This window comes from Mucilaginibacter terrigena, assembly GCF_004168255.1.
Taxonomy (GTDB): Bacteria; Bacteroidota; Bacteroidia; order Sphingobacteriales; family Sphingobacteriaceae; genus Mucilaginibacter; species Mucilaginibacter terrigena.
Map to the genome: position 1 here is coordinate 186947 of NZ_SEWG01000002.1, position 23203 is coordinate 210149.

Below are 23203 nucleotides of genomic sequence, written 5' to 3' on the forward strand. Positions count from 1 at the left end.
ATGTGATGGGGCAGATATGCTTTTTGGGCATTTATGTAAAAGAAAACTTCTTTTTGTTGAAAAAAACCCTTTATAACAAGAATTTTACATTGCAATATTGTTATTTAAAATATTAAAATATTAGCAATGCGATAATTAATTATTATAAAATTGGAAATATTGTTTAATATACTCACTTATAAATAAATAATTAATAATTCTGTAAATGTAACTTGTGTAACGTGTACACTCTATTTATATTAGAGCATTACCAATTATAAACTTTTCTTTTTAAAGAAAGGCAACTGAACTTAACGGACAAATAGCAATGATGTACTTTACACATGGGGCATCGTATGGCAAACGGAATTAATTTTTTAGGCAGGATAGTGTAACTATATGATAAAACTTTTACAATTTTTTCTTTTTGATCTCTTCACGTTTACCGGGTTTAGCCCGGCCTTTCAAAGAAAAAGTTCTACAGGTTTTTCTTTTGCTGTCATTCCCTGCAAGCAGCACCAACAATCGAACTACGTTCTTAAATCAAATATATTAATCAACTAAATCTCAATCTCATGTTTAAAAGTTTACTCCTTAAAGGAAGAACGCTATGCCTGCTACTATGCTGCATGGTATCTTCATTGGTAGTTACAGCTCAAACAAAACACACTGGAAGGGTTACCGGCAGCGACGACAAGTTGCCTGTAGTTGGAGCCAGCGTGCGCGTTAAGGGTACTACCGTCGGCACGCAAACAGATGTTAACGGACAGTTTAGCATCAATGTAAACCCGGGTGACGTATTGGTCATCTCATACCTGGGTTATCAAACAAACGAAGTTACTGTTGGCGCAAGCGAATCAATTCCGGTTGTTTTGCAAGTTGGCAATAACGCGTTGAACGAAGTTGTAGTTACCGGCTACACCTCGCAACGTAAAAAGGACATTTCCGGTTCGGTTACTACTGTAAACATTACGGCTGCAAAATCGGTTCCTTCGGTAAGCTCAGAAAGTTTACTACAAGGCCAGGCAGCGGGTGTAAACGTTATTACACAGGGTGCGCCGGGTGCTCCTGCACAGGTAATCATCCGTGGTGCAAGTAACTTTGGCAACTCACAGCCACTTTATGTAATCGATGGATTACAGGCAAGAGACATGTCAAACGTTAACCCTAACGATATCGAATCTATTTCGGTATTAAAAGATGCCGGTGCTGCAGCCATTTATGGTGTAAGCGGTGGTAACGGTGTTGTTTTGGTTACAACTAAAAAAGGTAAACAAGGTAAAACTGTATTTTCTTACGATGCATTTTACGGCTCAACGCAACCAAAAAGCGGCAATGTATTTAACGTACTTGGTGCCGATGAGTTTCAAACACTGATTGCCAAGGTTGACCCTGACAATGACCTGATCAAAGGTAACAGTGGTAAAATTTACGATTACGGTTACCAATCAGGTGCAGGTGCTAAAGGTGTATTTAACCAAAGCAACGCAAGCGCATTTTTACCAAATTATCACCTGGATAACGATCCTGCAAGGGATTACCTGATCCAGAAATTTGTTAAAGGCGCAGGTACAGACTGGTTCCACGAGATATTTAAATCGGCACCGTTACAACAACACACTATTAGTGCAAGTGGCGCAAACGATAAAAATACCTACTTCATGTCTGCTGCTTACACAAACCAGCAGGGTACTTTAATAAACACTTACTTTAAAAGGTATCAGGCACGTGTTAATACTACATTTAGTGTTAAAGATCACGTACGTGTTGGCGAAAACTTCAGCTTCTTCTATATCCAGTCGCCAAATGGTGGTGGTGGTTTAGCAGGTGGTAACCAGGCCGAAGGTAACCCAATCTCTGAAACTTACCGTACGCTTCCAATTATCCCGGTACGTGATATTGCAGGTAATTTAGGTGGTACTTATGCAGGCCCTGCCGCATTAGGTAACGCACTTAACCCGGTAGGTATGCAGGAGCGCCAAACAACAACCAACACAAACCTATGGGGTATGCAAGGTACAGCTTTTGGCGAGGTAGATTTCCTGAAACACTTTACAGTTCGTACATCATTCAGTACCGAAATTAACAACAGGTACTATTACAACATAGGCTACCGCCAGTACGATAGCGGTGAAGCACATGGTGGTAACAACAGCTACAACGAAGGTTCGTCATACGATACCAGGTTTAACTGGAGTAACACCATTAACTACAAACAAACATTTGGCCAGCACGCTATCAATTTATTAGCAGGTTTCGAGGCAAGAAAATATAACTACCGCGAAATTAACGCGTCTACACAAAACCTGTTCTCTCTTGATCCGTTTTACGCAAACATTTCAAACGGAACAAGCGGTACAACTGCAAACAGCGGTTATGGCGATCTTAACAGGACATTATCTTTATTCGGCCGTTTAGATTACACCTTTGCTGATAAATATATCTTAGGTGCAACTATCCGTCGTGATGGTAGCTCGGTGTTCTATCCGGGCCGTCAATACGGTACCTTCCCTTCAGTATCATTAGCATGGCGTACATCTCAGGAAGAATTCATGAAAGGTGTTACCTGGGTTAATGACCTGAAGATCCGCGGTAGCTACGGTGTATCCGGTTACAATGGTAACGTTTCCCGTAACAGCTTTTACAATGGCTCTGGTGGCGGCCCTGGTAGCTCTGCTTATCCAATTGATGGTTCTTCAAGCTCAATTACCCCGGGTTACTTTTCAAACTTAGGTAACATCAGAACTACCTGGGAGCGCGATAAAGTAATGAACGTAGGTTTTGATGCATCTTTATTTGGTCATTTAGACATTACTGCAGAATACTATAAGAAAACTATCAGCAACCTATTGCAAAACTTAGACCTTTTAGCAACAGTTGGTGGCGGTGGCCGCCCTACAGTTAACATTGGAGAAGTTGTAAACAAAGGTGTTGATATCAGTGCAACTTACCATGGCCAGGCAGGCGACCTTACTTACAGCGTTGGTGCAAACGTTACAACCGTTAAAAACACCATCACCGAACTTGGTGCAAGCTTCTTTACAACAGGCATACGTAACGGTAGCGTTGTTAAAAATGACGTGGGCACAAGTATAGGTCAGTTCTATGGTTACAAAGTAATTGGTTACTGGAATACTCAGGCAGAAATTGATGCATTAAATGCAGCTCAGAAACCTGACGTATTTGGCGGCGTATCACCATACGAAAAAGACGCGGCCCCTGGTCGTTTCCGTTACGCTGATATTAATGGCGATAACAAAATTGATGATAACGACCGTACCTTTATTGGTAACCCTAACCCCGATTTTACTTACGGTGTTAACTTAGGCGCTCAATACAAAGGGTTTGATTTCTCTGCTGTATTATACGGTTCACAAGGTAACGAAGTATACAACTCTATCAAATACTGGACTAACTTCTACGGTTCACAAACAGGTAACAAAAGCAAAGACCTTTTGTACAATGCCTGGGATCCGGCAAAATCAGCTGCACAAAATGCAAATGCTAAAACTCCGATACTTGAAAAAACAACATACTTCAGTACTGCCGATGCGATCAGTTCTTACTACATAGAAGACGGTTCATTCCTGAAACTGCGTTCGGTACAAATTGGTTACACCTTTGGTGCTAATATGTTAAAAAGCATTGGTGTTGATAAGTTACACGTATATGTACAGGGTACAAACTTATTTACCGCTACAAAATATACAGGCCTTGATCCGGAACTACAGTCTGTTGACAGGAACAGCCCGGGTATCGACTTAGGTAACTATCCTAACAACGAGCGCAGGTTTATATTAGGTGTAAACTTGTCATTCTAAAATAGTTAACTACATAAAAGAATTATAGTTATGAAAAATTTGAAATTAAAAATAATGATCCCGGCGGCAGTACTACTGTTGGCCTCATCATATTCATGTAAGAAGTTTCTCGATTCGCCCGCCATTGGCTCATTAACCCCCGAGGTAATTGCAACCAGGACAGGTGTAGACGGTGTATTAATTGGTGCATACTCATTGGCCGACGGCGTTTACGACGGACAGCAGGGTAGCCCATGGGAAACCGGTACCGATAACTGGATCTATGGTAGCGTTGTTGCAGGTGAGGCCTTTAAAGGTTCTAACCCGGGTGACCAGCCCGCTGCGGCAAACCTTGAAGCGTTCAACGCAACAGGTTCAAACGATTACCTTGACCACAAATGGCGTGTTTGCTATGCTGGTGTACAACGTGCAAACGATGTATTGCGTTTGATACCAACTGTAAAAGATGGTTCGGTTACAGATGATCAGATTAAGCAATATGTTGCTGAAGCAAAATTCCTGCGTGGTTATTACCACCTGGAGGCAGCTAAGCTTTGGAAAAATGTTCCGTATGTTGACGAAACGATAACCTACGCGGCAAATAACTACGATGTAGAGAATACAGGCCCTATCTGGGATAAAATAGCAGCGGATTTTGCTGCTGCTGCAGCGGATCTTCCGGAAACACAGCCACAAATCGGCCGTGCAAACAAATGGGCTGCTTTAGCTTTCGAGGCAAAAGCACTTATGTATGATCACAAATATCCGGAAGCTTTTACCATCCTTAAAGATGTAATTGCTAACGGTAAAACAAGTTCGGGCGCTGCTTATGCTTTAGGCAAATATGCCAATAACTTTAACCCATCAACCAAAATGGCCCCGAAGGCGTATTTGTTGTACAAACATCTGTAAAAGATGGTGCAAATGGTTTAAATGGTAACGCGGGTAGTGTATTAAACTTCCCTTCTGGTGGCCCTGCAGGATGCTGCGGTTTCTTCCAGCCAACATTTGATTTTGTAAACTCGTTTAAAGTTGATGCTAATGGTTTGCCATTATTGGATACCTACCAAAACGATTACATTAAAAATGACCAGGGTGTAGCTGCGGATGTAGTGTTTACCCCAGGTAATGAAGCGCTTGATGCAAGGTTAGACTGGTCAGTTGGCCGTCGTGGTATCCCATACTTAGACTGGGGAATTTGCCCGGGTTCTGCATGGGCTCGTGACCAGCCAAACGGTGGTCCGTACCTGCCAATCAAAAACGTTTATTACAAAGCTGCACAATCAACCACTTCAGATTCATACGGCGGTTGGGCTGCAAACCAGTCAACTTCAAACAGCTACAACGCTATCCGTTTTGCTGATGTGCTTTTATGGGCTGCTGAGTGTGCCGTTGAAGCAAACCAACTTGGTGTTGCAGAAGGTTACGTTAACCAGGTAAGGGCCCGCGCTGCTGACGAAAGCGGCTGGGTTAGAGGTAAATTAACTGGTTACACCGGCGGTGATGCTACTAAACCAGAAGTTGATAATAGCCAGTTTGCTGCAAATTACAAAGTAGGTTTATACACAGGCCAGTTTACTGCAAACGGCCAGGCTTATGCCCGCAAAGCGGTTTACTTTGAACGCAAGCTTGAGTTAGGTATGGAAGGCCATCGTTTCTTTGACTTATCTCGTTGGGATGCTGTTAACGGCGGCCCTGCAGGTAGTGTAATGACAACAGAAATTGAAAAATTCCTGAAAAACACACGTGATTTTGGCGATAGCTTCAAATCAGCGGTTATGAAGGTTGCAAAGTTCACTTCAAACAGGAACGAACTTTTCCCGATCCCACAACCACAGATAGATTTATCTCCGGGTAAAAAATTGAAACAAAACCCAGGTTATTAATTTTTAGCAACCTATAAAAGAGGGGGGGATATTTTATCTTCCCCTCTTTTTTTATTAATATATTTCTTAATATCGTTGCATGAAACCCCTTAAATACCTGCTATTTATTATTGCCTCGCTTTTTATATTCTCGTGTAAAAAGGCAACCATGTTCGAAAAAATCTCCTCATCACATTCGGGCATAAAATTCAATAACGAAATAGTTGAAAACGATACCATAAACCCCCTTGATAAGCTTAATATTTACAATGGCGGCGGTGTTGGTATAGGCGATTTTAACAACGACGGATTGCAGGATATATACTTTATTGGCAATGCTGTACCAAACCGGCTCTACATAAACAAAGGCGATTTTAAGTTTAACGATGTTACCGAAAAGGCTGGTGTAGGCGGCAAAGGCGGATGGGGCCGCGGTGTGGCTGTTGTTGATATCAATAACGACGGCTTAAAAGATATTTATGTATGTAATACATTATTAAATGATTCGGTAAAAAGGTTAAACCTGCTCTACATAAACCAGGGGGTGGATAAAGACGGCGTACCCATCTTTAAAGAATCGGCAAAAGAATACGGCCTTAATATAAATGTACACTCTACCATGGCGTCGTTTTTTGATTACGATAACGATGGCGACCTGGATATGTACCTTACCGTTAACGAGGCGCAGTCCACTGATAACACAAGTTCATTCAGGCCCATTATAAAAGATGGGTCAAGCCGCAATACAGGCAGGCTTTACCGAAACGATTACGATCCTAAGTTAAAACACGGGGTTTACACCAATGTATCCAAACAGGCGGGGATACTGATAGAAGGCTATGGCCATGCTGCAAGCATTGTTGATATAAACCGCGATGGATGGAAGGATATATACGTTACAAACGATTTTTTACCAAGCAATATACTTTACATCAACAACCACGACGGTACGTTTACCGATCGTACTAAAGAATATTTTAAACATACTGCCACAAGCGCCATGGGCCAGGATGTGCAGGATATAAATAACGACGGCCTTGCAGATGTTTTTGAACTTGACATGGATCCCGAAGATAACTATCGCAAAAAAATGTTTATGCCGGGTACAGCGTACCAGTTATACCGAAACTTTGACACTTACGGATATCAATACCAATATAACCACAATACTTTACAGCTTAACCAGGGCCCGCGTTTAGGCCAGAACGATTCTATAGGCGCGCCTGCCTTTAGCGAGGTGGCCTTTTTAAGCGGCGTAGCGCAAACAGACTGGAGCTGGGGGCCAATGATAACCGATTTTGATAACGATGGCTTTAGGGACCTTGTAGTAACCAACGGCTACCCGCGCGATGTTACCGACAAAGACTTCGTTACCTTCAGGAACGAATCGTATATCATTGCCAGCAAAAAGCAAATACTCGATCAAATACCTATTGTAAAAATATCAAACTACGCTTTCAGGAACAATGGCAAGCTGCAGTTTGAAGATGTAACCAAAAGCTGGGGTATGGATATAGCATCGTTCTCTAACGGCGCGGCTTATGCCGACCTTGATAACGATGGCACCCTGGATATGATCATCAATAATATTGACGATGAAGCCTTTGTTTATAAAAATACCGCGCGCCAGAATGATAAGGCCAGCAATCATTATTTGCAGGTACAGTTTAAAGGCGGCCCGCAAAATAAAGATGGTATAGGGGCCTGGGCCGATATTTATTACGACCACGGCAAACACCAGGTATATGAAAATACACCGTTTAGGGGATACTTGTCAACCATACAGAATATCGCCCATTTTGGGTTAGGTAAAGTTACCCGTATCGATTCGGTTGTAATAAAATGGCAAAATGGCAAACAGCAAACCTTAACAAACGTAAAGGCCGACCAAGTGCTTAAGGTTGATATTAATAACGCAAAAAGTCCGTATAATTTTAATGTTTCGCCGGTTAACACTCAATCGTTATTTAGCGAAGTAACAGCATCGTTAGGTATAAACTATAAACATAACGATGCAGACTTTGCCGATTTTAATGTACAAAAACTACTGCCGCATAAATTATCAGAGTATGCCCCGGCCATTGCAGTAGGCGATGTAGACGGCAACGGCTATGATGATATGGTTGTGGGCGGTACCTCAAAATACCCTGCCCAGTTATTTTTACAGCAGGCAAACGGTAAATTTATTCAGCGCGATCTTTTAAAAGCAGGCGCAAAGCCGGCAAGTAATTATAAAGACGAAGGCTTATTACTTTTTGATGCCGATGGCGATGGCGACCTTGACCTGTATGCCGCGAGTGGCGGATACGAAGCCGAACCAAACTCAAAATCGTACCAGGACAGGTTGTATTCAAACGATGGCAAAGGGAACTTTACCCTCCAAACAGATGCCCTGCCTGCAAATTTTACCAGTAAGTTGTGTGTAAAGGCGGTTGATTATAATAAGGACGGCTCGCTTGACCTGTTTGTATCGGGCAGGGTCGATCCGTGGAACTACCCTAAGCCGGTGTCGAGCTTTGTTTTACGTAATGATAGTAAAAAGGGGCGGATCAAATTTACCGATGTAACGCCAACCGCTGTCAAAGGCCTTACAAACCTGGGCCTGGTATGCGATGCATCGTTTACAGATTATGATAACGATGGCTGGCCCGACCTGGTAATAACCGGTGAATGGATGCCGGTTACCTTTATGAAAAACGACCACGGAGTATTTAAAAATGAGACAGCTAAAAGCGGTATAGCCAATAAACTTGGCTGGTGGAATACTATAGCCGGCGGCGATTTTGACCACGATGGTGATATAGATTACATTGTTGGTAATACCGGGTTAAATACTTTTTATAAAGCGACAGATAAATACCCTGCTTATGTAACCGCTAAAGATTTTGATAACAATAACAGCTATGACGCCATCCCGTCGGTATTTTTGAAAGATAAAGACGGTGTGATGAAAGAGTTCCCTACACACAATCGGGACGATCTTGTTAAGCAGATCATCAGCATGAGGATAAAATATCAAAATTATAAATCGTTTGCAGTATCAACCATGGATAGTGTGGTAACGCCCGAGATGCGTAAGGGCGCCATCAGGTTAAAGGCTAACGAGTTGCAATCTTGCTACCTGCGTAACGATGGGCACGGAAAATTCACGATGATACCATTACCTGTAGAGGCACAGATATCGCAGCTGGCCGGTATAATTGTAGATGACTTTGATGGCGATGGTAACCTTGATGTAGCCCTTAACGGTAACGATTACGGCACTGAAGTTAGCACCGGCAGGTACGATGCCTTTAACGGCCTGTTATTAAAAGGTGATGGCAAGGGCGGCTTTAAACCGCTAAGCATTATGCAAAGCGGTTTATACATCCCCGGTGATGGTAAAGCTTTGGTAAAGCTGCGCGGCGCGGGCGGCGGTTATTTATTAGCGGCAACCCAGTATAAGGATGCGCTAAAAGTTTTCAAATTAAAAAAGCCTGTCAGCACAGTTGCTGTACAGCCGTTAGATATGTTTGCCACAATAAAGTATAAAAATGGCAAAACTTCCAGGCTGGAGTTTTATAACGGCGGGTCTTTTTTGTCGCAATCTGGCCGGTTTTTTAATACAAATGCTTCTATGGCCACTGTTACCATAACCGATAATACCGGCCGTACCAGACATATACCTTTACAATAAATTTATAGCCGATGAACGTGAGATACTTTAAAGTTTTTATTGCAGCTATATTTTGTTTGCTGGCTGTAAGCTGCAAGCAAAAAAACAAAATAGCCCGTATTAGCGATGCCGAGGTTTTGCATCAAAACGTTGACCAGTTAACCCAGGTAATTATTTACGATGTGTTTAGCCCGCCTGTTGCAAGCCGCATATATGGTTATACCACGCTTGCGGCATACGAGGCTATTCGTTTCGAGAACCCGAAATACGCTTCTATCGCCGCGCAAATAAAAGGTTTTAAAGCCTTGCCTCAACCACAAAAAGGCCAAAAGTATAATTATGCGCTGGCAGCCACAAAAGCATTTTTTACAGTTGCGCATAAAGTAACATTTTCGGTAGATACGCTAAAACGATATGAAGACAAGGTTTTCGCGATGTATAAAGATAACCTTGAAGATTCGGTTTATGCCCGCTCTGTTGCCTTTGGCGAAAAAATGGGAGGGGCGATATTAGCCCGTTCTAAATTTGATAATTATGCCAAAACAAGGGGTAAACCAAGGTTTTTGGGGACGACCGATAACGGTAAATGGCGCCCTACCGCGCCCGATTATTTAGATGGTGTTGAATTTTGCTGGGGCACTATGGAAACTTTTGTGGTAAGGTCATCGTCAGATTTTCCGTTACCGCCACCACCGCCTTTTAGCGAAGACAAAAACAGCGAATATTTTAAACAGAACGTTGCTGTTTACGAGCAAAGTAAAAAACTTACCCCCGAACAGGTTACCATTGCCAGGTTTTGGGATGATAACCCTTTTGTGATACAGCATAACGGGCATATGATGTTTGTTAACAAAAAAATTACGCCGGGCGGCCATTGGATAGGTATTGCAGCAATTGCATGTAAAAAAACCAAAGCCGACGCCGTAAAAACGGCACAGGCTTACGCGTTAACGTCTATAGCATTATATGATGCTTTTATATGCGGATGGCAGGTAAAATATACTACCGAGTACATACGGCCTGTCACCGTTATAAACGATAAAATTGACGATAAATGGCTTCCCCTTTTACAGACACCGCCGTTCCCCGAGTATCCAAGCGGGCATAGCGATATCAGCGGGGCTGCCGCTGTGGTATTAACGCACATATTTGGTGATAATTTTGAGTACGACGACACCAGCGACCTGCGCTATATTGGCATGCAACGCCATTTCAAATCGTTTTTAAAGGCAGCCGATGAAACTTCTATCAGCAGGTTTTATGGTGGTATTCACTACAAATACAGTGTAGATCAGGGTGCTGTACAAGGCCGTAAAATTGGCGAGTTTATTTGGAATAATTTAAAGTTACATGACTAAGCAACTATTGTTTTTATGAAATTAAAGCAGACCTTTTTATTTACATCCTTTATATTATCAGGGGTTGCATTACTATCATTAAGTACGGTGCTGGATAGTTGCAAGAGTAAAACAAATACCAGCTATAAGCTTACCGGCGATACCATTGCCGACGGCAAACACCTGGTACAGCTGCACTGCACAAAATGCCACTCGCTTGTGCCGGTAAATACACTTACAAAAAATGTATGGCGCATGCATACCCTGCCTGCAATGTCAAAGTACCTGGGTATATCTACTTACGGCCCCGATTTTTATAAAGACCCCAAAGATACAGGGGGTATATCCATCGTTCACTGGCAGGCAATTGTTGATTACTATAACAAACTGGCACCCGATACCCTGATGCCTGCTAAGCGCCCGGTTGCCCTGGTAAAAGATTGGGCCGGTTTTAGCCTGAAAAAGCCCGACCGGGTTAACGATGTTTGCTTTACAACAATGGCAGCAGCGAGCCCTGTAACCGGTAAAATATATACCGGCGATGTTGTATCGGGCAAATTAACCGAGTGGGATAAACAGTTTACCGCAAAAACTATCGCGGAGCTGTCATCGCCTGCGGTAAACGCCGATTTTGTAAAGGATGCGCAGGGTGTTGAAACAGCCATTATATCGTGCATTGGCCGTATAGATCCTGTTGATTACCCTAACGGGAGGGTATTTAGTGTAAACCTTACTGATAGCAAGCAACAGCCACAGCAAATAGCATTAGATCTGCCGCGCCCGGTTCAAACAATCAGCGCCGATTTTGATAAGGACGGCAAAAACGAAACAGTTGTATGCGGCCAGGGGCATTTAAAGGGTGGTGTTTACCTGCTTAAACAAGCGGCCGATAAATCGTATAAGCAATTTACCATATCTGAGCGGCCCGGCGCGGTGCAAGCCATCTCACAGGATTTTAATAAAGACGGCTACCCAGATATTATGGTTTTATTTGGCAGTGGCGACGAAGGTTTAACGCTGTTTTTAAATGATAAAAAAGGCGGCTTTAAAAGTAAAGATCTGTTGCGTTTTCCGCCTGTGTACGGTTCTACCAGCTTCCAGCTTACCGATATCGACCATGACGGCAACCCCGACCTGATCTACACCTGCGGGTATAACTTTCGCGATTCGCGCATACTTAAGCCATACCACGGGTTATACATTTTTAAAAATACAGGCGATTTTAATTTTAAACAAAGCTGGTTTTACCCGATAAATGGCGCTACCAAAGCCATAGCTGCTGATTTTGACAACGATGGTGATATTGACATTGCCACCATAGCTTTTTTTGCCGATATGAAGAGCAACCCTGCAGAAGAATTTATTTATTTTGAGCAGGAAAAAGCTATGCAGTTTAAACCGCATGCCGTACCGGTTAGCCAGTATGGCCGTTGGATGACCATGGATGTAAGCGACCTTAACAAAGATGGTAAACCCGATATTATATTGGGTAATTACGCCAGCGGGTTTTTGCTTCAGCCAAACTTCTCCCCATCATGGGATGAGCATCTGCCATTTATAGTATTGGAAAATCACACCAAAAAATAGCGATTTAAAAATTATCAGATGATGGTTATTATATCCGCACTTGGGATATGATAACCATCATTTATTTTTAAGGTAATTGGTAACCCTGGTTATTTCGTCGGGGTAAACCGCAATGTGGTGGGTGTGTATCAACACCGATTCGTTATCGTTAATAATAGCTTTTGTGGGCAGGGCAGGCATATGGCACGATATGCATTTGGTTTGCAGCAGGGTAGCATCCATCTTGCCGGTCATCTTACAAACATTATGGCTTGCTGCCTTGTGGCAGGTTTGGCATCGTTGCGCAAAAAGCAGCGCGTTCCCGCGCTCGTTTCTGTGGGTGTTATGGCATGTGCCGCAATCCATTTTACTGCTGATGTAGCATTTGCTGGTTTTTAACATATCCAGCTGGTCGCCATGCACATCAAGGTGGGCAAGGTCTACCGGGCCGGCAGAGGGCGCATGCTTTTTATAGTCGGTGAGTTTATCACCTGGCTTAAAATCAAATATCGATTTGGCATTTTGCGTTTGCGTGCCCGAGTGGCAGGTACCGCAAAGGTCTACCTTTTGTTCGCGTGTTAGAGCGCTGATTTTGGTGATATACTTTGCCGTTTTAACTTCGGGATTTGCCGTCTGAAAATTCACATGCTGCTTAGCCCCGCCGTGGCAGCGCTCGCAATCGATACTTAATATCAGGGAGTTTTTTTGAAAACCTATCACATCGCCAGCAAAACTCGGCACCTTGCCCGGTTCGGTTTTGGCATTTGATGCATGGCACTCCAGGCAGCGTATGTTTATACTCCTGTCGTAAGTAGCCATAATGGTATCGTAGCCGGGGCTTATTATCCAGTGGTTTTTGGTGTTATCAAATGATACAGGCAGCTGAAACAGCTCATTTTCTTTCCAGTACAGGTAGCTTTCGCCCTTAACGCCGCCCGTAGCAATATCCATACGCGCGGTTTCTGTTTTTTGGCCGTTAATGTAAGTGGTTTGGTAAAGGCCGCTATCGGTTTGCGTCATTATTACCTTAGTGTGGTCGTTATATGTAACACTATTTTGGCCCGGTAAAAAACTGCCATGTATGCTTTGGGTTGATGCCGGCGATGACGCTATGTTATGCGCCATATGCAGGTAGCTGTTGCTGATATCCTTATGGCAGCTGATGCAGGTTTTAGCGCCGGCATAAGCCTCTCCTCGAGGGTCATGGGCTTCGGTAGTGCTTAGGCATTGCGATAAAATTACCACCAGTGGAAACAGGAAAACAGGCAACAAAAATAATTTCCTTTTATACATCAGGGCTTACTGGTTTATTTGTTAATGATAATCAATAATCAGGAAACTATCGTTGCGTTAAAATAAGTTTTTTGTTACAAAAGGTAATGTTTTGCCATTAGTTGATTTTAATAATTAGATCTCTCCGGTATTTTGATCAAACTTAAAGTACGAAACCGTACGTACAAGTGTCCGATATCGAACACCTGATAATTAAAAAATGCCCTTCAGATATCAAAAAGCGCATTTTTATGAATGGCATCTGCTTTGTAAAAAATTAAACGTCCCACTCAAAAACCACATTTAAACCATTTTGCTATGCTTAAAAACCTATTCAAAACCGCCTGGCGCAATGTAGCACGCCACAAATCGTACACCTTTATCAATATCATAGGCCTGGGCTCGGGTATTGCCATTTGCCTGGTCATTTTTGTGCTGATACAGTTCCATCAGAGTTTTGATAATTTCCATAGTAAAAAGGACAGGATCTACCGCCTGCTTACAGAATATCATCATGCCGATTCAAAGGAGATATTTTACGGAAAGGGTGTATCGTATGCCATACCCCAATCGCTTAAAACTGAGATACCCGAAGTACAGGAAGCAGCGCCAATTTACAATCCCGGCGACGAACAGTTTCAGGTGTTAACCAAAGATGGCGGGATAGAGAAAAAGTTTAGGGAGCGCGCCGGTATATTTTTTACCACCCCGGCCTTCTTCAAAATATTCGACTTTAAATTATTAGACGGCAATATAACAACGGCCCTTAAAAACCCCAACGAAGTTATTTTAAGCCGCGAAATGGCCGACAAGTATTTTGGCAATTGGAAGGAAGCGACAGGCCGGTCGATAAGGTGGAACAATAAGGATGTGCTTAAAGTGATAGGGGTTTTAGCACCCGTGCCAAAAAATACCGATTTTCAGCTGGGGATTGTTGCATCATTAGGTACAGGTTTTACTGCGGATATGCTTAAATCAAAAGAATGGAACGGTACAAATGGTAGTTTTGGGTGCTACGCGTTATTACAGCCCAACGCAAGCGGCGATCAATTTACCGCAAAGCTAAGGGCATTGGTTAAAAAGTATCACTCGCCCGATAATAAGGATAGCGAAGTTGCCCAGCCTCTAAGCCAGGTTCATTACGATGGCAAAGTAGGCAACTATTCCAATACTACTATTACCCCGCAAATGATACGCATGCTTTGGATGATAGCCATATTTATACTGATCATTGCGTGCGTAAATTTTGTGAACCTGGCTACCGCGCAGGCGGTTAACCGTGCAAAAGAGGTGGGAGTGCGCAAGGTACTTGGTGGTAACCGCGGGCAGCTTCAAATGCAATTTTTAACCGAAACGCTGGTGATCGTACTATTGGCGCTGATACTATCGGCAGGTATAAGTATGTTGGCCATCCCAATGGTAGGCAAAATAATGGACCTTTCGCTATCCGCGGGGATGCTGCTGCAATTTAACGTAGCCGCGTTTGTGGCTATATTAACCATCGCTGTTACTTTAATTGCAGGTTTTTACCCTTCAATTGTACTTTCGGGATTTAACCCCATAAACGCCTTAAAAAGCAAGGTGGCATTTAAAAGCGGCAGGGGCGTATCGCTTCGGCATGCTTTGGTGATATTTCAGTTTATTATAGCGCAGGGGCTTATTATTTGTACCGTAATCATTGTAAAGCAAATGAATTATTTTACCCACGAAAGCATGGGCTTTACCAAAGATGCTATAGTGAATGTGCCTTTCCCGGCAGATAGCGCCGGCATAAGTAAGCTGGAGTATCTTAAAAAACAATTAACAGATATACACGGGGTAGAGCAGGTGAGCTTTAGCTCGAACATACCGGCGGGCGAAGATGCTAACTGGACCATGTTTACTTATGAGAACGCCGTTAAGCAGGTAGATTTTTACTCGATCATAAAAATGGCCGATGAGCAATATATACCAACCTATAAGCTGCAGCTTGCAGCCGGGAGAAATTTTGCAGCATCGGATACCATCAGGGAGTTTTTAGTAAACGAAGCGCTTACCCAAAAGCTGGGGATAGTTAACCCTAAAGACGCGCTTAACAAGCAAATTGCTTTAGGCACCTTTGCTAAAGGCAGGATAGTAGGGGTATTAAAGAATTATCATAACCGGTCGTTTAAGGATGATTACGCGCCATTGCTTATCTCGACATTGAAACGGCAGTACGAGATTACCAATATCAAATTGTCATCGGCAAATATGTCGTCATCTTTAAAAGGCATCGAAAAGCTTTGGAACGAAGTTTATCCCGATTATGCTTTTGAGTATGAGTTCCTCGACGAGCGGATAGCGGGGTTTTACAAACAGGAAAATCAACTATCCAAAATTTACGAATGCTTTGCGGCAGTTGCCATACTATTAAGCTGCCTTGGCTTATACGGGCTGGCATCTTTTATGACTGTGCAAAGGATAAAAGAGGTGGGCATACGCAAGGTGCTGGGTTCATCAGTATCAGGTATTGTATATCTGTTCTCTAAGGAGTTTGTGGTGATGATACTTATAGGTTTCATTATAGCTACACCCATTACCTGGTATGTAATGGGCAAATGGCTGCAGGATTACACTTATCGAATCCAGATGCATTGGGGAATATTTGTCCTGGCAGGAGGGATAGCCATCTGTATAGCATTAGCAACGGTAAGTTTCCAATTGATAAAGGCAGCATTAGTAAACCCGGTTAAAAGCTTACGAAGCGAATAGTTAAAATAATAGCCTTGATTATTAACTATTTATATTTTTTAATAGTACTATGTATTGCATAATACCATGTAATGTGTATTTTTGTTTATCAATTTAAATTACAATGAACAAAAGAATACAAATAGTAGTACTGGCATTAATAATAATAGGCACAGTAGCGGCTTGCGATTGGGATAAATCAACAACTATAGTTAACAAAACGGATAATTTTTATCAGAAGATAAAATACTCGGGCAAGGTGGTGTTTACTGAAAACGCGAAGGGTATTGAATACATATCTGACCATGGCTACCTGGAGTTTGAACAAAACGGGCGCCGCTTTAAAGCTAAGGATAATGGGAAGGGGAGGATAGGCTACGAGTTTGACGGCGGCAGCCAGGTTACGGATTTAAACTTAGAGCAAAAGGAATTTATAGCCCGGGCCGTACAAAGCATTGTTAAAGAACGCAAAAAGTCAAAGCCGGAATAACAGCGGGTAAACTTGTACGCATTAGCAGGGAGAAGAGCGGCTAATCTTTACTAAGTATTTGCAGCGTGTAGGCTAATTGCTTTGTGCCGCCCTGCCACCCCAGGTGCCCCGGAATTAAATAGCGGGCGTTTTTATATTTAAAAGCAACATTTTTGATGGATAGTGGCCATTGCTTAAGGTCGGCATCGCCGGTAAAGCCTTTGGTAGTGGCCGCTAAACTTTTAACCAGGCAACCGCCAAAAAGCACTTGCTGCTGAGGAAGCCAAACCACAATGTTATCCTGCGTATGGCCTGCGCCGGGGAAATAGGTTTTGAGCGTTACACCTGCAATATTGAAAGTGGTATCGCGGGTAAAAGTGTATTGCGGCAGCTCGTTATTTTCTTTTTTGGCAAGCGCGTAAGTTTGTTTACTGGTATAGGTTTTAGCGCCCTGTTTTTTTAATATATTAAACCCGCCCACGCAATCGTCATGAAAATGAGTGGCTATACAAAATATTACCTTTTTATTAAAACGCTGCTTAAGGCTGTCTACAAGTTGTTGTGTTTGTTCATCGCCCCAGGGCGTATCTACCAGGATAACCCCTTTATCTGTCACCACAAACAAATTATTGGCCGGGTAAGGTTCGTCGCCATCGGGGTAACCGTATGATGTGCATACGTAATAATTTTTGGTAAGATGTTTTATCTCAATTTTCTGAACAGGCTGCTGGCCCATGGCCATAGTTGAAATAAATAAGCAAAATATAAACGCGAAACTTTTCATAACAGTTCAACAATCTAACAATTCAACAATAATTACAATTCCTCAAGCATATTTAAGCTCATTTTATCCAGGCCGCTAACTACCATATCCGCGCGGGTAAGCATCTTCGGAGACCCTATCCCTACGGTTTTCATATCGCCGCTTATGGCTGCCTCTATACCGGCTATGGCATCTTCAAAAACCACGCAAGCCGATGGCGATACACCCAGTTGCTGTGCCCCCTTTAAAAAAACTTCGGGGTCGGGTTTGGGGGTGCTTACACAGTTGCCGTCGATGATGGCATCAAACAGATGTGTTAACTCTAATTTATTCAGGATAATCGGCGTGTTTTTACTGGCCGAGCCGATTGCCGTTTTTAAACCTGCATCGCGGCAAGCTTGAACAAATTGGCGCGCGCCGGGCAATATTTCGGCGGGTGTCATCCGGCCTATCATTTCGGTGTACCAATTGTTTTTAAGGGTGGCCAGTTCCTGTTTTTCAGCTTCGGTTTTGTTGGTAATGTTTCCCCAGCCTAATATCAACTCCAACGATGCCATGCGGCTTACCCCTTTAAGCTGCTCGTTCTGGTGTTCGGTAAAATCAAAGCCCATTTGGTTGGCAAGCCGTTTCCAGGCTTCGTAATGATACACAGCGGTATCAACAATAACACCGTCCAGGTCAAAAATGCAGGCTTCGATCTTCATGGGGTAAAGTTATCAGTTGCCTTGTTAATAATCATTATAAATAAATTATCCACATTATTTGGATTAATTATAAATAGTCCGTTCTTTTGTAAAGTCGAATGGTTACAACTCTAATAGATCCGCAAACTAATACCTGGGCAGATGTTTTTGCCACCAAAGCAGGCGCTGTTTACCAGTGCGATGCAGAGCGTTGCTGGTATGTTGATTTTGCCGGTAAAGTTGCCAAATTTGATTACCGTTGTTTACTGAAGCTGAAAAAGGCGGTTTACAATGTTGATATTGAAGCAAAGCTGTTAGAAACCACCAAAGACCCCGACGTAGAGATCATCTTTATCTGCGCCTGCGACCACACCTACATTCTTACGCTGATGCAAATTATCGCCCTGAAAGAAATTTTAGAAGGTACATTTGTAATGCTGCAATTGAACAGCATCCTGCAAGACCGCATCTATCGCGTTGCTGTTTAGTAATTTAGACTGAATTCATATTGTCTTTATTTTCGTTACCTGCTCATTTATAGCGTTATTATTGTACAACTAATTAAGTCGGCACGTTTGTTGCCTTGTTTAATCGGTTCTAAATATTATCAACATGAAAGATCTTATCCGCGTACGAAGCCTTATTTCTGCAGATGTAGAAATGCTTTTAAACCAGCAAGTTAAAAAAGAAGCTTATTCATCAGCTGTTTACTTATCCATGGCATCGTGGTGTAACCGCAACGGTTTCGACTACTCATCTGATTACTTTTTTAAACAGGCCGAAGAGGAAAGACAACATCAGTTAAAATTTTATAAATATATACTGGATATGGGCGGCAATGCCATCTCACCAGAGATAACCGGCATTAAACAGGAGTACAACTCGTTCCGTGAAGTGTTTGAAGAAGCGCTTGACCAGGAAATTAGTGTTACCCAGTCTATCAAAAATATTTATGCCCGCTGCTTAAAAGAGCAGGATTTTGTAACCAACGAATTTTTAAACTGGTTCCTGAAAGAGCAACGCGAAGAAGAATACAAAGCTCGCCGTGCAATTGAACTGTTTGAAGTTATTGGCGAAGAAGGTACCGGCAGGTGGCAGATTGATAAGCACGTTGGCGATATTAAATACAACAGCGAGGCTTAATCTTTAGCTAACAAAAGCTTTAAAACATCTTTCTCCGAATATTCTTTTAACCAGATATTTCCCGGAGATATAGTACAGACCGGTGCGTATTCGCACCGGTCTGTGCATTCTATCCTGAATACTTCGATATCTTGATTGCTGTGTTTAGCAAATTTGCGGGCGGTTTTGTACATATCCTTCCCGCCGCGCTTACCGCATTTGCTCCCTGTACATACAAACAACACTTTATCCGGTACGGTAAATCTACCCATCGCAATTTTCTACTTATATTTAACAATCAAATATCAGTTTTATTTTTGATACGGATTGTACTGACTAAGTATGAACAGTTAAAACCAATTAATGTGATGAGATCGATCGAACTTATTTCTATACCCGTAACAGATCAGCAGGTTGCTAAGGAGTTTTACCTAAAACTGGGTTTTAAAATTATTGTTGAAGCCCCGTACCAGGGCGGTGCCAACTGGATCCAGATGGGGCTGCCCGAAGGTAACACAAACATTACCCTGGTAAACTGGTTCCCCGAATTTACACCGGGCAGTATCCAGGGCTTCGTGATAAAATGTGAGGACATTGAAGCATCAATAGCTGCGCTTAGCGCCGAAGGTGTTGAGGTTGCAACGCCCAGTAAAACACCCTGGGGCCGTTTTGCTACGGTTAAAGACCCGGATGGTAATGCCTGGAGCCTGCATGGGGAATAATCAAATATAAGCAGATGGGATATTTCGCGTCTCTACAGTTATCTGCCGTACTGACGCGATACTTCGCGTCTTAATGATTTTCGCTCCCTTCGGTCAGTTGTCCAGGCCATCGCTCGCAATAACGGACAAGAATATTATCTTCGCCCATGCTCAAAAAGTCCTTTCTCCTTTATCTTTTCGTCCTTATTCTATCAATAGGCTGCAATAAACACGAAACGCTATACAAGGTAGTAGGCGTTAAAGATGGCGATACCATGGTGCTGCTTTCGCCCGATAACCAAAGCATCACCGTAAGGCTTGCAGAGATAGACGCCCCCGAAAAAAGCCAGGCATTTGGGCAGGCCGCCAAGCAGTTTACTTCCGACCTTTGCTTTGGTAAAATGGTGAAGCTAATTGGCAACCAGCACGATCGCTACGGCCGCACAGTAGGCCAGGTGGAGCTGGAAAACGGCACAAGCGTAAATTACGAAATTGTTAAGCAGGGTTACGCCTGGCAATACCGGGCATATTCTAAAAACATGGCGCTGGCCGTATTGGAACAGCACGCCCGCGAAGGCAGGCTTGGCCTGTGGCAGGATGCCAACCCAACCCCGCCCTGGAATTTCAGGAAAGAAGCGAAAACCCACAAAGTTGAAAAGAAGGTTAAAAAAATTAAAAAACCATACAAGAAACGCAAACCCCGCAAAAAGCGCGACACGGTAGCATTCTAAATCCGCATAGTAATACGTAACTTGCCTTGAAATCTTAGTGTTTATTGTAAAGGTGAAGGTCCGAGTTCCGGCAATCACTAAATCAATAATTCACTAAATCACTAATTAATCTATGAAAGTATTTAAGGCTATCCTTTCCATGTTATTCACCGTTGCCCTAATTTGGGCGCTGCAAACCAAATTTGGAGATATCCCGCCGCTTGGCGAATTCCTGAACCCATCCACCGGTTTCTGGCAGAACGCCGAAAGCAAGAATATCATCCCAGCACAAAATTTAAAGCTTAAAGGCCTGCAGGGCAAGGTTACCGTCAAGTTTGACGAGGATCTGGTGCCTCATATTTTCGCGGAGAACGACCACGATCTTTACTATACTCAAGGTTATTTAACCGCTAAGGCCCGCCTTTGGGAAATGGATATCCAAACCCGCAGCGCGGCAGGCCGGCTATCAGAAGTTGTTGGCCCCAAAGCCCTTGAACTGGACCGTTACCACCGCCGCATGGGCATGACCTTTGGTGCAGAGCATACCCTGCAGGGCATCATGAAGGACCCTGTGATGAGCAAAGTGATAAGCGCTTACAGTGATGGTGTTAACGCCTATATTAAAAGCCTTACACCCGCAGGTTACCCTATCGAATTTAAGCTGCTGAACTACGCGCCCGAGGAGTGGAAGCCCATTAATTCGGCGTACCTGTTAAAGCTGATGTCGGAAACATTAGCGGGTGGGTCGGATGAACTGGCCATGACCAACGTACTCAATAAATTTGGCGCAAAAATTACCAACGATCTTTTTCCCGATTATCCCACGCACGAAGACCCCATCATCCCGGCAGGTACAAAATGGGATTTTAAACCATTGCCTATACCCGCGCCGCCCGCCGCATTTAAAGCACAAATGCTGGCCGGGATGAAAGATAGGGAAAGGGTGGAAGGCATCGGTAGTAATAATTGGGCCGTTAGCGGTTCAAAAACGGCATCGGGTTACCCCATACTGGCAAACGACCCGCACCTTAATCTTACACTGCCATCCATTTGGTACCAGATGCAAATGACCGCGCCGGGTGTAAACGTATATGGTGTTACCCTGCCGGGTGCCCCCTGCGTGGTAATTGGCTATAACCAAAAGGTAAGCTGGGGCGTAACCAATGTTGATGCCGATGTGCTTGACTGGTACCAGGTAAAATTTAAGGATGCCAGCCGCGCCGAGTATTGGTATAACAACACATGGAATAAGGTTACCCGCAAGGTTGAAGTAATAAACATCCGCGGGCAAAAACCAATGGTCGATACCGTTTTATATACCCACCATGGCCCGGTAGTTTATGATAATGCCGAGATCGCCAAAAAAGGCCGCCCCAATATCCCTGTGGGTAATGCCCTGCGCTGGATTGCGCACGACGAAAGCGACGAGTTTAAAACTTTTTACCTGCTTAACCGGGCAAAAAATTATGCCGACTATCGCGAAGCTTTAAAGTATTTTACCGCCCCGGCGCAGAACTTTATTTTCGCATCCGCGGATAACGATATAGCCATTACACCAAATGGTAAGCTGCCGCTGAAGTATAAAGACCAGGGTAAGTTTATTATGGATGGCAGCGACCCTGCCAACGACTGGCACGGCTGGATCCCTGCCGAGCAAAACCCAACTGTGAAAAACCCGCCGCGTGGCTTTGTAAGCTCGGCAAATCAATCATCAACCGATAAAACGTACCCATATTACATCAATTGGCGATTTGAAAGTTACGAGCGTGGTAAACGCATTAATGACCGCCTTGCAGCCATGACCAAAGCTACCACGGATAGCATGCGCGTTTTGCAAATGGACGATTACAGCATCCGCGCGCAGGATATTTTGCCAACCATGCTCAAATACCTTGATGCCAGTAAACTGGACGATACGCAACTGGCCGCTTTGGACAGCGTTAAAAAATGGGATAAGCATTTCAGCGCAAACTCGGTAGGGGCAAGCATTATAAATACCTGGTTTGTAAAGTTCTATGCCTTTACCTGGGGCGATAACTTCGGCGATAAAAAAACGGTTATGCAGTTTCCGAGTGTAGACCGGACAGAAATGTTGCTGATAAATGAACCTAATTCGGTTTGGTTTGATAACAAGCGTACGCCTGTTAAAGAAACCGCTGTTGATGTACTAAGCGCATCGTTTAACGCCGCGGTAAACGAGCTGGTAAAAAATCATGGTAAAATAGGCACCGACTGGCAATGGGGTAAGGTAAAACCATTTGAGGTAATGCATTTGGGCCACGTACCGGGCTTAGGGTCGGGTAACTTTGCCTCGGGTGGTAATAGTTCGGTTGTAAACGCGCTGGTAGACGGGCACGGCCCATCGTGGCGAATGGTGGTACAGCTTGGCCCGCAGGTTAAGGGGTATGGCATTATCCCCGGCGGGCAATCGGGCAACCCCGGCAGCTTCTTTTACGATGATATGCTAAAAACCTGGCAGGATGGCAAGCTGAAAGAACTCCTATTCCTGCAATCGCCAACGGCAACATCGCCCCGGATAAAACAAACACTAACCTTAAGTAAATAAGAT

17 protein-coding genes are annotated in these 23203 nt (G+C 43.5%); 13 read left to right on the forward strand and 4 right to left on the reverse strand.

Features of this window, described 5'->3' with window-relative positions:
- Window positions 1-554: 554 nt before the first annotated feature.
- The 6 genes from EWM62_RS04720 to EWM62_RS04740 all read left to right on the forward strand — a co-directional run bounded on the left by EWM62_RS04720 (window position 555) and on the right by EWM62_RS04740 (window position 12223).
- The gene (locus EWM62_RS04720) at window positions 555-3800 is read left to right on the forward strand and encodes a SusC/RagA family TonB-linked outer membrane protein (RefSeq protein WP_129875507.1); all 3246 of its coding nucleotides are present in this window, start codon (window positions 555-557) and stop codon (window positions 3798-3800) included.
- A 30-nt stretch (window positions 3801-3830) separates the two neighbouring features.
- Window positions 3831-4691, forward strand: coding sequence for a RagB/SusD family nutrient uptake outer membrane protein (locus EWM62_RS19450; protein ID WP_203234989.1), 861 nt, complete (start codon window positions 3831-3833; stop codon window positions 4689-4691).
- On the forward strand, window positions 4643-5665 hold the full coding sequence (locus tag EWM62_RS19455; RefSeq protein WP_203234999.1) for a RagB/SusD family nutrient uptake outer membrane protein: 1023 nt from the start codon (window positions 4643-4645) through the stop codon (window positions 5663-5665). The genes EWM62_RS19450 and EWM62_RS19455 overlap by 49 nt, the downstream gene beginning before the upstream one ends.
- 79 nt (window positions 5666-5744) lie before the next feature.
- The gene (locus tag EWM62_RS04730) at window positions 5745-9320 is read left to right on the forward strand and encodes a VCBS repeat-containing protein (RefSeq protein WP_129875508.1); all 3576 of its coding nucleotides are present in this window, start codon (window positions 5745-5747) and stop codon (window positions 9318-9320) included.
- Window positions 9321-9337: 17 nt separating this feature from the next.
- A complete protein-coding gene (locus EWM62_RS04735) occupies window positions 9338-10657 on the forward strand; it encodes a vanadium-dependent haloperoxidase (RefSeq protein WP_238989281.1) in 1320 nt (439 codons plus the stop codon).
- Between the two features lie 15 nt (window positions 10658-10672).
- Window positions 10673-12223: an FG-GAP repeat domain-containing protein gene (locus EWM62_RS04740; RefSeq protein WP_129875510.1), complete on the forward strand. Its 1551-nt coding sequence runs from the start codon at window positions 10673-10675 to the stop codon at window positions 12221-12223.
- 57 nt (window positions 12224-12280) lie between these two features.
- On the opposite strand, the gene EWM62_RS04745 is transcribed toward EWM62_RS04740, so the two are convergent.
- Window positions 12281-13495: a multiheme c-type cytochrome gene (locus tag EWM62_RS04745; RefSeq protein WP_129875511.1), complete on the reverse strand. Its 1215-nt coding sequence runs from the start codon at window positions 13493-13495 to the stop codon at window positions 12281-12283.
- A gap of 297 nt (window positions 13496-13792) precedes the next feature.
- Here EWM62_RS04745 and EWM62_RS04750 point away from each other — a divergent pair, with 297 nt between their 5' ends.
- Together EWM62_RS04750 and EWM62_RS04755 are read left to right on the forward strand one after the other, a co-directional pair.
- Window positions 13793-16207 carry an ABC transporter permease gene (locus tag EWM62_RS04750; RefSeq protein ID WP_129875512.1) on the forward strand — a complete coding sequence of 805 codons (2415 nt, stop codon included), beginning with the start codon at window positions 13793-13795 and terminating at the stop codon, window positions 16205-16207.
- Between the two features lie 103 nt (window positions 16208-16310).
- Window positions 16311-16676: a hypothetical protein gene (locus EWM62_RS04755; protein WP_129875513.1), complete on the forward strand. Its 366-nt coding sequence runs from the start codon at window positions 16311-16313 to the stop codon at window positions 16674-16676.
- A gap of 40 nt (window positions 16677-16716) precedes the next feature.
- Here EWM62_RS04755 and bla read toward each other — a convergent pair whose 3' ends face one another.
- Window positions 16717-17439, reverse strand: coding sequence for a subclass B1 metallo-beta-lactamase (bla, locus tag EWM62_RS04760; protein WP_129875514.1), 723 nt, complete (start codon window positions 17437-17439; stop codon window positions 16717-16719).
- A 32-nt stretch (window positions 17440-17471) separates the two neighbouring features.
- Window positions 17472-18122, reverse strand: a complete 651-nt coding sequence (gene pgmB / locus EWM62_RS04765; protein ID WP_129875515.1) for a beta-phosphoglucomutase — start codon at window positions 18120-18122, stop codon at window positions 17472-17474.
- Between the two features lie 98 nt (window positions 18123-18220).
- Here pgmB and EWM62_RS04770 point away from each other — a divergent pair, with 98 nt between their 5' ends.
- Window positions 18221-18589, forward strand: a complete 369-nt coding sequence (locus tag EWM62_RS04770; protein WP_129875516.1) for a hypothetical protein — start codon at window positions 18221-18223, stop codon at window positions 18587-18589.
- Window positions 18590-18713: 124 nt separating this feature from the next.
- Complete coding sequence (locus EWM62_RS04775; protein WP_129875517.1) at window positions 18714-19244, forward strand: ferritin; 531 nt, start codon at window positions 18714-18716, stop codon at window positions 19242-19244.
- Here the strand turns inward: EWM62_RS04775 and EWM62_RS04780 are convergent.
- Complete coding sequence (locus EWM62_RS04780) at window positions 19241-19495, reverse strand: (2Fe-2S) ferredoxin domain-containing protein (RefSeq protein WP_129875518.1); 255 nt, start codon at window positions 19493-19495, stop codon at window positions 19241-19243. The genes EWM62_RS04775 and EWM62_RS04780 overlap by 4 nt on opposite strands.
- 96 nt (window positions 19496-19591) lie before the next feature.
- Here EWM62_RS04780 and EWM62_RS04785 point away from each other — a divergent pair, with 96 nt between their 5' ends.
- From EWM62_RS04785 to EWM62_RS04795, 3 genes are all read left to right on the forward strand, one after another.
- Complete coding sequence (locus EWM62_RS04785; RefSeq protein WP_129875519.1) at window positions 19592-19945, forward strand: VOC family protein; 354 nt, start codon at window positions 19592-19594, stop codon at window positions 19943-19945.
- Window positions 19946-20091: 146 nt separating this feature from the next.
- On the forward strand, window positions 20092-20655 hold the full coding sequence (locus EWM62_RS04790) for a thermonuclease family protein (protein ID WP_129875520.1): 564 nt from the start codon (window positions 20092-20094) through the stop codon (window positions 20653-20655).
- 112 nt (window positions 20656-20767) lie between these two features.
- Entirely contained in the window at window positions 20768-23200 is a 2433-nt protein-coding gene (locus EWM62_RS04795) for a penicillin acylase family protein (RefSeq protein ID WP_129875521.1), read from the forward strand.
- Window positions 23201-23203: the final 3 nt, after the last annotated feature.